Below are 12,417 nucleotides of genomic sequence, written 5' to 3'. Positions count from 1 at the left end.
CGGCCGCAGGCTCCGTCGTCGTCTGCCCGTCGTCGTTCCCACCCTGTTGCCACCCTTCTGCCTCCCCCACCCCCGATACCCCCCCCGGATCAACCCCCCCCAGCCCATCCCTCATTTTTCCCTCGGGAGCCTTTCGTGTTCGTCAACGCATCCATACGCCGTCCCGGCCGTAGCAGAACCCGGGCCGTCGCCGCCACCGCAGCAGCAGTCTCGCTGGCACTCGCCGGCTGCAGCGGCGGCGGCGACAGCGGCTCCGGCGACGACACGGTGAAGGTGGGTCTGCTGGCCGCCCTCTCGGGGACGTACGAGGCCGTGGGCACCGACCTGCGCAACGGCTTCCAGCTCTACCTGGACACGCACGACGGCAAGCTGGGCGGGCGCGAGGTCGAACTGTCGGTGGGCGACGAGGGGGACGGCCCGCCCACCGCGGTGCCGGCGGCCACCAAGCTGGTGAAGAAGGACCGGGTCGACGTGATGACCGGCATCGTCGCCAACGGCTCCTACCAGGCCGTGCTGCCGATGCTGGAGCAGAACAAGATCCCGCTGGTCAGCTCCAACGGCCGCCCCGAGCTCAAGGACGTCTCCCGCGTCTGGCACACCAGCTTCCTGTCGAAGGACTACGGCACCGCCATCGCCCAGTACGTCAAGGACGAGGTCGACGGCCCGGTCTACGCGATCGGCCCCGACTACCAGGGCGGCTACGACCAGCTCGGCGGCTTCACCGACACCTTCGCCGAGATCGGCGGCGAGCTGGCCAACTCCGACGGCGAGACCACCTGGACGCCGTTCCCCGACACGACCAACTTCACCCCGTACTTCGCCGACATCGCCCAGTCCGACGCGAAGGCGGTGTACACCTTCTACGCGGGCAAGGCCGCGATCGACTTCGTCAAGCAGTACGCCCAGTCCGACGTCGCCGACCTGCCGCTGTACGCCTCCGGTTCGCTGACCGAGGGCAGCATCCTCCAGGCCCAGGGCGACTCCGCCGACGGCATCCAGTCCGTCTCCAACTACGTGTCCGACCTGGACAACGACGCCAACCGGAAGTTCGTCTCCGACTGGACCGCCAAGCACGACACCCCGCCCACCGGGTACGCCATGGCCTCGTACGACGCCGCCGCCGTGCTCGACATGGCGATCGCCACGGCCGCCGAGAAGGGCGAGGTGAACTCGGAGACCATCAACGACGCCCTCGGCAGCCTCGGCCAGATCGAAAGCCCGCGCGGCACCTGGGCGTTCGGCAAGAAGTCGCACGCGCCGGTGCAGAAGTGGTACCTGCGCGAGGTCCGCAAGGACGGCAAGCAACTCTCCAACGTCACGGTCCAGGACCTGGCCACGCTCGGCGACTGACATGGGGGCGCTCGATGCCCAGCTCGTGCCGGCGGTCGACGGCGTCGCCTACGGGCTGCTGCTGTTCGTCGTCGCCGCCGGCCTGAGCCTGGCGTTCGGCACTGCCGGGGTGCTGAACCTGGCGCACGGCACGCTGTACGCGGTCGGCGCCTACACCGGCGCCGAGCTGAGCGACGGGACCTGGGGCGGCCTCGTCCTCGGTCTCGTCGCCGGCACCGCGGCCGCCTGCGCGGCCGGGGCGCTGCTGTCCGCGGCCACGGCGCCGCTCGCCCGCCGCGGGCATCTGGACCAGGCGCTGCTGACCTTCGGCCTCGCGCTGATCGGCGGCAACCTGCTCGTGGAGGGGTTCGGCGCGGACGAGATGCCGGTACGCATCCCGGACGCGCTGGACACCTCCGTCGACCTCCTCGGCCACCGCTACCCCGCCTACCGGCTCGGGTTCATCGTCATGGCCGTCGTCCTCGCCGCGGCCGGCACCTGGGTGCTCACCCGCACCCGCGCGGGCGCCGCCGTACGGGCCGCCGCCGACGACCCCGAGATGCTGGCCACCACCGGGCTCAGCCCCCGGGTCGTGCACACCGGCGTGCTCGCCGCGGCCGGCGCGCTGGCCGGCGCCGCCGGCGTGCTCGGCGCGCCCATCATCGGTCCCGGTCCCGGCACCGGGGACACCGTGCTGATGCTGTCCCTCGTGGTCGTGGTGCTCGGCGGACTGCGCTCGCTGTGGGCGACCCTGGTCGCCGCCATCGGCGTCGGCGAGGTGCAGACGCTGGGGGTGTCGGTCGCCCCCGACTGGGCGCCGTACCTGCTCTTCGCCGCCATGGCCGTGGTGCTGATCCTGCGCTCCGGCCGCGGGCTCGCCGAGCCGCACGGCCCGGAGCACGACGCCGACCCGCCGCCCGACCCGGCGGAGCGGCTGCGCCGCAGGCTGGCCCGAGTGCCGTGGCCCTGGCGGGGGAAGCAGGCGGCGCGCCGGGCCAAGGCGGCTGCCGCCGCCGGCGGTTCCGGCGCCGGGCGGGTCGCCACGGCCGCCCGCGCCGCCGCCCCGCTGCTCGCCCTGGTCGTCGTGCTGGCTGTGCTGCCGACGATGCTCGACGCGTACGCCCTCTCCCTCGCCGGCTACGCCCTGGCCCTCGGCCTGCTCGCGGTCAGCGTCACCGTGGTCACCGGCTACGCCGGGCTGCCCACCCTCGGGCAGACGGCGCCGTTCGCGGTCGGCGCGTACACCACCGCCAAACTCGCCGAGAACGACTGGACGGTCGGGCCCGTGCAGGTGGTGATCTCCGCCGCCGTCGCCGCCGCGTTCTGCGTCGTGACCGGCCCCGCGGTGATCCGTGCCCGCGGCACCACCGTCCTCATGATCACCGTCGCGGTCGGCGAGCTGACCGCCATCGCCATCGGCCAGTGGAAGTCCGTGACCGGCGGCACCGACGGCCTCGCCGGGTTCCCGTCCACGCAGGCGTTCTGGGGCGGCGAACCGCTCTTCGAGGAGCTGGCGATCTACCAGTACGCGGCGGTGGTCGTCGTCTGCGTCGTCGCCGTGGCGCTGGTGCTGCTGCGCTCGCCGGCCGGCAAGCTGCTCACCGGCTCGCGGGAGGCCGAGGAGCGGATGCGCGCCTCCGGCCACCCCGTCACGCGGTACCTGCTGCTGGCGTACGTCGGCGCCGGTGCCCTCGCGGGCGCGGGCGGCTCGCTGCTCATCGCCGTGCAGAGCTACGTCTCCCCGGCCGACGTCGGCTTCGAGATCGCCGCGCTCGCCCTGCTCGCGGCCGTCATCGGCGGCATCACGTCGGTGATCGGCGCGCTTGTGGGCGCGGGGCTCATCGTCTACACCCGCGACTGGCTGGCAGGTTCGTGGCCGGGCCACGGACCGCTGCTGCTCGGCGTGCTGTTCGTCGCGGCGGTCTACCTGCTGCCGCGCGGGCTCGCCGGGCTGGTCTCCGGGGCACCCCGCGCGGCCGCCGCGGACGGCGACGACGACGGCGGCGCCGGGGGGCGGTTGCCCGCGCCGCGCGGTCCCGTCGACGCGGAGCCGCAGGATCCGCCGGAGCCGGCGGAGGCGGGCCCGCCGTCCCGGGCACGGAAGGGGACGACGTGACCGCGCCCGCCGCGGGCCGCCCCGCCCGTCGTACGGGCCGGCAGGCGGCGCTTGCCGCCTCCCGCCCCGCTCCTCGTACGGAAGGCGGCAGTGTGACCGCATCCGGCCCCGCCGCCCGCGTACGGAAGGGCACCCCGTGACCGCGACCACCGCACCCGCCACCGGGTCCACCGCCCTCGAACTCGCCGGTCTCACCCGCCGCTTCGGCAGCCTCACCGCCGTCGACGACGTCTCGCTCGACCTGCCCGCCGGCGCCAGGCACGCCCTCATCGGGCCCAACGGCGCGGGCAAGACCACCCTGCTCAACCTCATCGCCGGCACCGAGCGCCCCGACCAGGGGTCCATCACCTTCCTCGGCCGGGACGTGACCCGCACCGCGCCCGCGCGGCGCAGCCGCCTCGGCGTGGCCCGCAGCTTCCAGCAGCCCACCGCCATCGCGGACCTGACCGTCCTGGACAACGTGCTGCTCGCCTCCTGGCGGCACCACCCCGAGCGCCGCGGCGCGTGGCGGCGGAGCGCGCGCCGGGGGCGGCTGGCCGAGGCGGCGGCGGAGCGGCTCGCGGACGTCGGCCTCGCCGGGGTGGCGGACCGGCCGGCCGGCTCGCTCTCGCACGGCCAGCGCCGGCTGCTCGACCTCGCCGCCGCGCTCGTCGCCCGCCCGCGGGTGCTGCTGCTCGACGAGCCCGCCGCCGGGCTCACCGACCGGGACGTCGTCCGGCTGCTCGACGTACTCGGCGCCCTGGACGACGGCATCGCCGTCCTGCTGGTGGAGCACAACACCGAGGTGGTCGCGCGGCTGGCCCGTACCGTCACGGTCCTGGTGACCGGGCGGGTGCTGGCCTCCGGCGAAGTACAGGAGGTCTTCGGGCTGCCCGAGGTGCGCAGCGCGTACCTGGACGCCGCCACCACGGCCGACGCCCCGGCGCCCGCCGGCCCGCCGGATGCCGCCGGCGCCCACGACACCGGCGGGAAGAGGTGACCCGACCCATGCTCCGCATCTCCGGGCTGTCCGCCGGCTACCACGGCGGCACCGTCCTCCACGACCTCGACCTCGACGTCCCCGAGGGCAGCGTGCACGCCGTCGTCGGCCACAACGGCGCCGGCAAGACCACCCTCGTCCACACCGTCGCCGGCCTGCTGCGCCCGGGCACCGGCACCGTCGAGGTCGCGGGCCGCGACGTCACCGGGCGCCCGGCGCACCGCATCGCGCGGGCCGGCGTCGGCCTCGTACCCCAGGGCCGCCGGGTCTTCGCCCGGCTGACCGTCGCCGAGCACATCCGCCTCGCCCACCGCCCGCCCCGCGACGGCGGGGCCGTCCGCCCCTGGACGCCGGAGCGGGTGCTCGACCTGCTGCCCCGGCTCGGCGAGCGCGGCACCCACCGCGGCACCGACCTGTCCGGCGGCGAGCAGCAGATGCTCGCCCTGGCCCGCGCGCTGCTGGGCTCGCCGCGCGTGCTGCTGCTGGACGAGCCGACGGAGGGCCTGGCGCCGGTACTGGTGGGGCAGATCCTCGACTTGGTCCGCACGCTGGCGGGGGAGGGGCTCGCGGTGCTGCTCGTCTCGCCGAGCCCGGCGTCGGCCGCCCAGTGCGCCGACACGGTGACGGTGCTGACGTCGGGCCGGGTCACGGCCCGGCTGGCCGGTCCCGCGGTGCGCAAGGACCCGGCGGAGCTGCACGAGGCGCTGGCGCTGACGGCGCACTGACGCGCGGGAGTCCCGGGCCCGTGTCACCCGCAAGTCGGGGGACGGCGCCGCTCACCCGCTCACCCGCCGCCGGCTGGCGGGACCGGCGGCGGTGGGCAAGTCTGGTGACCGTACGTGGATCCAGCGGCGCCCCGCGCGCCGTGCGCGCAGACGGAGGCCGATGGTGAGTGCACCGGTGCTGGTGGGCGTCGACGGGTCTCCCGAGGGCCTGGAAGCCGTCACGGTGGCGGCCCGCGAGGCGCGGCTGCGCGGTATCGGGCTGCGCGTCGTGCACGCCTTCTTCTGGCCGATGATGCGGGTCCCGCTGGAGCCGTCGTCGATGGGCCCGCCCGAGGGCGGGCTGCGCAACCAGGCGGAGCAGGTCGTCGCCGAGGCGGTACGGCACGCGCGCGGGGCCGAACCCGGCGTCGAGGCGGAGGGCGCCGTCGTCACCGGCGACACCCTGCCGGTGATGGTGGAGGAGTCGCGCGGCGCGGCGCTGACCGTCGTCGGCAGCCGCGGGCTCGGCGCGTTCGTCGGCCTGCTGCTGGGCTCGACGGCCGTGCACCTGGCGGCGCACGGCCACTGCCCGGTGCTCGTCGTACGCGGCGAGGGCGACCCGGCGCGCGAGGGCCCGGTGGTCGCGGGCGTGGACGGCTCGCCGTCCGGCGAGGCGGCCATCGAATTCGCCTTCGCCGAGGCGTCGATGCGCGGCACCGGACTCGTCGCCGTACACGCCTGGTCGCCGTGGAAGGCCGAGGCCCCGCCGCCGCAGGACCCGGCGGAGCCGTACGCGAGCGGGTCGGGCGACCTGGCCGCGAACGAGGAGCGCGTGCTCGCCGAGGCGCTGGCGGGCCGTCAGGAGCGCTACCCGGACGTGTCCGTCGACCGCCGCGTGCTGCGCGGCGGCCCCCGGGAGGCGCTGATCGAGGCGAGCCGGGAGGCGGCGCTGGTGGTCGTGGGCGCGCGGGGCCGCGGGGGCTTCGCGGGAATGCTGCTGGGCTCGGTGAGCCAGGCGCTGCTGCACCACGCGGACTGCCCGGTGGCGGTGGTGCGGGCGGAGCCGGACAAGCGCTGACGGCCCGTACGGAGGGGGCGTGACCCAGCGCTCTCCGGCGAGGACCGCTCTCTTCCCGCTGCCCGGCCCGGCTACCGGACCCGCCGCAGCAGGGCCACCGCCACTCCGCCGCCCAGCAGGACGACGGCGAGCCCGCCGACGAGGGCGCTGGACATCCCGGAGTTGAACGCCTCCCGCGCCGCCCCTGCGAACTCCGCGCCCCGCGCGCCCCCGACCTCGTCGGCGACGCGCAGCGCACCGGCCAGCGAGTCGCTCGCGGTGCCGGAGGCACCGTCCGGCAGCCCCTCGGCGGCCCGGCCGACCTCGCTCCGGTAGGCGGAGTTGAAGACGCTGCCGAGGACGGCGATGCCGAGGACGCCGCCCAGTTCGCGGGTGAGGTCGTTGAGCGCGGAGGCGACGCCCTGCTTGCCGGCGGGGAGCGCGGCGACGATCGCCTCCGTCGCCGGGGTCGCGGCGAAGGCGACGCCGGCGCCGAGGACGGCGGTGGCGACGAGGAAGCCCCGGATCCCGTTCCCGGAGCCGCCGACGACGGCCGCGAGCACCAGCAGCCCGGCGGCGATCAGCGCCATGCCGAGCCCGATGACGACGGCCATGCCGTACCGCTTGGCCAGCGCGGGGGCGACGGGGGAGAAGACCATGGCGCCGACGGCCATGGCGACGAGCGCGAGCCCGGCGCGCATCGGCGAGTAGCCGAGGATCTCCTGGAGGTACTGCAGGCCGAGGAAGAAGAACCCGAACATGGCGAGCGTTTCGGCCGTGATGATCAGCGACCCGGCCGAGACGCCGGGCAGCCGGAACACCCGCAGATCGAGCAGCGGATACGGGGTGCGCAGCTCCCACCGTACGAACGCGCCGAGCGCCGCGGCCCCGACGGCGAAGCCGCCGAGCACCGCGCCGTGCGCCCAGCCCCGTTCCGGCCCCTCCACGATGCCGAAGACCACCGCGCCGATGCCGGTCACCGAGAGCAGGGCGCCCACGGCGTCCAGCGGCGCGGCACAGGCGGCGCGGGAGGGCGGGGCGAGCACGGCGGCGGCGAGCAGGGCGACGGCGGCGAGCCCGGCGTTGACGGCGAAGACCGACCGCCAGGAGTACGCCTCCAGCAACCCGCCGGCGAGCAGCACGGCCAGCAGCGCGGAGCCGAAGCTGACGCCGGACCAGATGCCGACGGCCCGCCCCCGGCTCTCCGGCGGGTGGACGGCCGTGATGATCGACAGGGTCATCGGCATGACGAGCGCGGCGCCCACCCCGGCCACGCCGCGGAGGACGATGACGAGGGCCACGTCGTCGACCAGCAGGACGGCACCGGAGGCGAGGCCGAAGACGGCGAGCCCGCTGAGGAGGACGCCCTTGCGCCCGTAGCGGTCGCCGAGCGCGCCGCCGGCGAGGAGGAGACCGGCGAAGGTGACGCCGTACGCGTTCATGACCCACTGCAGTTGCGCCTCGGTGGCCCGGAGGTCGCGGGCCATGCCGGGCACGGCCACGAGCAGCGAGGCGAGCATGCCGACGACCACGGCGAGGGCGAGGCACATCACGGTCAGCACGGCGGTGCGGCGGCCGGGGCCGACGGCGGGTGGCGGCATGGGGCACTCCGGGGGTATCAAACGATTGATTGAAGCGGGCGTTTGAATCTCTACCACGGGTCCGGCACCGTCTTCAAGCGAGCGTTTAAACTCGCGATCGATGTCCACGCCACGCTCCACCGCCACCCGCACCCGCCTCCTCGACGCCGCCGAGCGGCTGTTCGCCGAGCACGGGTTCGCCGCGACCTCCCTGCGCACCGTGACCGACGCCGCGGAGGCGAACGTGGCCGCGGTGAACTACCACTTCGGCTCGAAGGAAGGGCTGCTTCGCGCCGTCGTCGAACGCGCGATGGCCGCCGTCAACGGCGAACGCCGGCGCCTCCTCGACGAACTCCGCACCCGCGCCGACCCCCCGGGGGCGGCGGACCTGGTGCGCGTGTTCGTCGCCACCGGCGCGCACGTCGGCGACCCCGGTACGGGCGGCGCGGACCTGCGCCGCTTCCTCGGCCGGGTCGTCTGCGAACCGGACCCGGCGATCCGCCGCCTCTTCGGTGCGGAAGTCGCCCCGGTGGAAGGCGAGTACCTGGCCGCCCTCACGGCGGCGCTGCCCCACCTCACCCCGGCGGAGGTCGCGTACCGCTACCGCGCCATGGTCGGCCTCCTGGCCCTCCACCAGTCCGGCACCCTCACGGACTTCCACCCGGGCCGGCCCCCGGCGGAACCGCCGGGCGCGGACGACGTGGAGCGCCTGACGGCACTGCTGACGGCGGCCTTCGGGGCCCCGGCGGCGGGAGCGTCGGCGAGTTGAGCGCAACAGATGGGCCGAGATTGGCTCATCTGTGCGTCGATCTGGCATCCGTCGAATACACGGCCGGGTAGGGTGCTGCTCGTCCGGGCGCGCCAGCGGTCCCGGACGAGTCAGCTACGCGATATCGAGGAGACGCACGTGATCATCACGTCCAGCCGCCGCCGTAGGGCCGGATACGACCTCGATGCCTTCATCTGGCGCCCGTGGCAGTGGATGTGGCGGGTCCTGGACCGCGCGGCACGTTCCGTGCAGCGCCCTGTCCTGCGGCGCCCCGTCGCGGGCTTGTCGGTCTGACCCTATCTGTCGAATCAGCGCGGCGGAACCGGTAACCGGTGGTGCCGCGCTGATCCGTGCGCGGCGCGCATCGGCTGGCCGGCGATGGCGTGCACCTGTACGCGGCCGCTCGCTTCGCGTCCCTGTCGATCTCCGTCCGTCTGCTCCGGCCGGGACGGACCCGCGCGCCTGGCGCGCAACCGTGCGCCCCGTCCCGCTCCCCTGGTGCATCCGTACCGGCGTGGCGATGGTGTGGTGTCCCCGGCGTGCGGGCGGGGCGCCGCCGTCACGGGAGGGGATCCGGCCGCGGGGCGAGGGTCCCGCGGGTCGATGGTGGAGCGACGGGTGGAACTACGGGCTCTGGGACCGCTGGAACTCTGGCAGGGCGAGCAGCGCCGCGACCTCGGGTCGGTCAAGGAGCGCTGCGTCCTGGCCGTGCTGGTGCACGCGCGCGGGCGGTCGGTCACCGCCGAGGCGCTGACGGAGCGCGTCTGGGACGGCTCCCCGCCGCCGAGCGCGCAGGGCACGCTGCACAGCCTGCTCTCGCGGCTGCGCAAGAAGCTGAAGCCGTACCGGGACGCGATCGAGCTGGAGCGGCCCTCGCCCGGCGTGTACCGGCTGCGGGTCCGGCCGGGGAGCGTCGACCTGCTGCGCTTCGAGGAGTTACGGGCCCAGACCGCGACGGCCGTCGCGCAGGGCGAGCGGCGGCGGGCGGTCGGGCTGCTGCGCGCGGCCGAGTCCCTGTGGCGCGGCGAGCCGCTGGCCGAGTTCCCGGGGACGTGGGCCACCGCCACCCGCGCCCGGCTGCTGGAGGATCTGCGCCGGGTGCGGGAGCAGCGGATCCGGCTGGAGCTGGAGGCGGGCCGGCACTCGGATCTGATCGGGGAGTTACGGGAACTGGTGGCGGAGAACCCGCTCGCCCAGCGGCTCGTCGCCTCCCTGATGCTGGCGCTCTACCGCTGCGGCCGGCACGCCGAGGCCCTGGACCTCTACCGCACCACGCACCGCAGGCTCGACGAGGAACAGGGCATGGCGCCTTCCGCGGAGCTGCGCGACCTGCACCGGCGCATCCTGGAGCAGGACCGCGAACTGCTCGCCGCGCCCACGCCCGCCGCCGGCACCCCGGTCGACGCGGCGCCGACGCCCGCGCCCCGCACCAACCTGCCGCGCGACACCCACGACTTCACCGGCCGGACGAGCGAGCTGAGCCTCCTCCTCACCGATACGGGCACGGGCGCCGGCACGGCTGCGGGGCCGGGGGCGGCTGACGGCGGGCGGGAGAAGCGGGCGTTACCGCTCACCCTGATCCAGGGGATGCCCGGCGTCGGAAAGACCAGCCTGGCCGTCCACGTCGCGTACGGGCTCGGCCGCGCGTACCCCGACGGGCAGCTCTTCCTCGACCTGCGCGGGTTCAGCGGGCAGCCGCCCTACGACCCGGCCGAGGCGCTGGCCGTGCTGCTGCAGACGTGCGGGGCGCCGAAGCTGCCGGACACGCTGGACGAGCGCGCGAGCGCGTGGCGGGAGTGGACGGCGCGCCGGCGGCTGCTCCTGGTCCTCGACAACGCCCGCGACGCCGCGCAGGTCGAGCCGCTGCTGCCCGCCTCGCCCGACTGCCGGGCGATCGTCACCAGCCGCAACCGGCTGCGGCTGGACGGCGCCGGAGAGCTGCACCTGGACGTGCTGTCGGCGGCGGAGGCGGCGGAGTTGTTCACGCGTGTCGTCGGCGCGGCCCGGCTGCCCGGCGACGGTGCGGCGCTCGCCGGCGTCGTGGCCGCCTGCGGCTGCAACCCGCTCGCCGTGCAACTCCTTGCCGGCCGCTTCCGGCACCGCGGCTCCTGGGACCTCGCGCACCTCCTGGACCGGCTCGCCCAGGCCACCGACCCCCTCGACGAGCTGGACCCCGCGGTGGCCGCCGCCTTCCGGCTGTCGTACGAGGAACTCGGCGCCCCGGCCCGGGAGATGCTCTGCGCGCTGGCGCTGGCCCCCGGTCCCGACCTCCCGCCGACCGCGATACTGGCGCTCGTGGGCGCCGCGCCGGACGTACCGCCGGCGGGTCCGCGGCGCAGCATCGACGAACTGCAGGACTGCAACCTGCTGGACGAGCCCGTACGCGACCGCTACCGCCTGCACGACCTCACCCGCCTCTTCGGCCGCCAGGCCGGCCGCCGCACCCTGCGACCGGCCGCGCGGCAGGCGGCGTTCGACCGTCTCGCCGCCCACTACCTGACCGCGGCCCACCGTGCGACCCGCCTCGCCCACCCGCACCACCGCATCCTGCCGCTGCCGCCCGGCCTGGTCTCCCCGTACGCACCGCGGTTCGCGGACGCGGACGTCGCGTCCGTCTGGCTGTCGGTGGAGCGGGCCAACCTCCTGGCCACCGCCGCCCACGCCGCCACCGCGTCCCCGGCGGCGGCGGCGCTCTTCCCGCACGTACTCGCCCCGTCCCTGGAGCGCTGGGGCGCCCGCGAGCCCGCGGCCGCCCTCTACGACGCGGCCCTCACCGCCCTGCGCACCCGCGGCGACACCGCCACCCTGGCCCGCACGCTGGTGGACCGTGCGGCGCAGCTCGCCAAGGAGAACCCGGAGGAGGCCCTGCGCAACGCCCGCGAGGCGCTGGCGGAGTTCCGCCGGCGTGGGGACGAACTCGGATGCGCCGACGCGCTGTTGCAGACCGGAAGGGCGCAACTCGCGGCAGGCGGCGGCGTGGAGTCGCTCAGGGCACTGGACGCGGCCCTCGCGCGCTACCGCGGCGCGGGTGACCGGCACGGGGAAGCGGCCTGCCTGAACGTACGCGGCCTCGCCCTCCTGCACGGCGGTCAGTACGCCGAGGCGCTGCGCACCGCGCGCACGACGCTGGACCTGCGACGGGCGCTCGGCGACCCGTACGGGGAGGCCCAGGCGCTGAACAACCTGGGCGATCTGCGCCGTCTCCAGAGCCACTTCGAAGCCGCCCTGGACTACTACGAGCAGTCGCTGACCCTCATGCAGCGCTACGGAGCCCGCCGGGATCTGGCCATACTCGCCACCAACATGGGTGAGGTCCACCAGGCGACCGGCCAGACCTCCCGGGCACTGAAGTCGTTCCACCGGGCGCTGACCAGCCACCGCGCGGCCGGGGACGCGCTGGGGGAGGTGAACGCGCTGCTCGGCCTCGGCGGCGCGTACGCGTCCGGCGGCCGCCGAGGGGAGGCGTTGCTGCACTTCTCCATGGCCGAGCGCATCGCCCGTGCCATCGGCACCCCGTACGAGCGCGTCGCCGCGCTCCTCGGATCCGCCGATGTCCAGCGGGAGTCGGGCCGGCTGTCGGCGGCGCGCGAGCGGTACGAGTCCGTGCTGCGCATCGCCGGTGACGCGGGCATCCCGCGGAGCGCCGCGCAGGCCCTCTCCGGGCTGACCCTGCTCGCGCTGACCTCGGGCAGCATCGACGACGCCCGACGGCACGCGGCGCGCGCGGTAGAGCTCTACCGCAGTGCGGAGGCGGACGACGAGGCCGACAGGCTGCTGCGTCTGCTGCGGGATCACGGCCTGACCGGCTCCTGACCACGGCGCCCCGGCCGCCCCGGGAGGCCGAGCGGTTCCTCCGCGTCGCCGACCTCGCGAACCCCCGCTC

General features: G+C 75.6%; 8 protein-coding genes. 7 read left to right on the top strand and 1 reads right to left on the bottom strand.

Annotation, left to right across the window (positions count from 1 at the left end; genetic code table 11):
• Window positions 1–135: 135 nt before the first annotated feature.
• The 5 genes from ACFYVJ_RS10640 to ACFYVJ_RS10620 all read left to right on the top strand — a co-directional run bounded on the left by ACFYVJ_RS10640 (window position 136) and on the right by ACFYVJ_RS10620 (window position 6,206).
• Window positions 136–1,350 (top strand): ABC transporter substrate-binding protein, encoded by a 1,215-nt coding sequence (locus ACFYVJ_RS10640; protein ID WP_388888792.1) that lies wholly within the window; start codon window positions 136–138, stop codon window positions 1,348–1,350.
• Between the two features lies 1 nt (window position 1,351).
• Window positions 1,352–3,445, top strand: coding sequence for a branched-chain amino acid ABC transporter permease (locus tag ACFYVJ_RS10635; RefSeq protein WP_388888790.1), 2,094 nt, complete (start codon window positions 1,352–1,354; stop codon window positions 3,443–3,445).
• Window positions 3,446–3,581: 136 nt separating this feature from the next.
• The gene (locus ACFYVJ_RS10630; protein ID WP_388888788.1) at window positions 3,582–4,424 is read left to right on the top strand and encodes an ABC transporter ATP-binding protein; all 843 of its coding nucleotides are present in this window, start codon (window positions 3,582–3,584) and stop codon (window positions 4,422–4,424) included.
• Between the two features lie 8 nt (window positions 4,425–4,432).
• A complete protein-coding gene (locus ACFYVJ_RS10625) occupies window positions 4,433–5,149 on the top strand; it encodes an ABC transporter ATP-binding protein (protein ID WP_388888786.1) in 717 nt (238 codons plus the stop codon).
• A gap of 160 nt (window positions 5,150–5,309) precedes the next feature.
• A complete protein-coding gene (locus tag ACFYVJ_RS10620) occupies window positions 5,310–6,206 on the top strand; it encodes a universal stress protein (RefSeq protein WP_388888783.1) in 897 nt (298 codons plus the stop codon).
• Window positions 6,207–6,277: 71 nt separating this feature from the next.
• Here ACFYVJ_RS10620 and ACFYVJ_RS10615 read toward each other — a convergent pair whose 3' ends face one another.
• Window positions 6,278–7,786 (bottom strand): MFS transporter, encoded by a 1,509-nt coding sequence (locus ACFYVJ_RS10615; RefSeq protein WP_388888781.1) that lies wholly within the window; start codon window positions 7,784–7,786, stop codon window positions 6,278–6,280.
• 100 nt (window positions 7,787–7,886) lie between these two features.
• Here ACFYVJ_RS10615 and ACFYVJ_RS10610 point away from each other — a divergent pair, with 100 nt between their 5' ends.
• The gene (locus ACFYVJ_RS10610) at window positions 7,887–8,534 is read left to right on the top strand and encodes a TetR/AcrR family transcriptional regulator (RefSeq protein WP_388888778.1); all 648 of its coding nucleotides are present in this window, start codon (window positions 7,887–7,889) and stop codon (window positions 8,532–8,534) included.
• Window positions 8,535–9,152: 618 nt separating this feature from the next.
• Window positions 9,153–12,347, top strand: a complete 3,195-nt coding sequence (locus tag ACFYVJ_RS10605; protein ID WP_388888775.1) for a BTAD domain-containing putative transcriptional regulator — start codon at window positions 9,153–9,155, stop codon at window positions 12,345–12,347.
• The last annotated feature ends 70 nt before the right edge of the window (window positions 12,348–12,417 follow it).

It is taken from the genome of Streptomyces sp. NPDC004134, from assembly GCF_042874195.1.
GTDB lineage: Bacteria > Actinomycetota > Actinomycetes > Streptomycetales > Streptomycetaceae > Streptomyces.
This window is presented reverse-complemented; position numbering and strand designations above follow the sequence as displayed.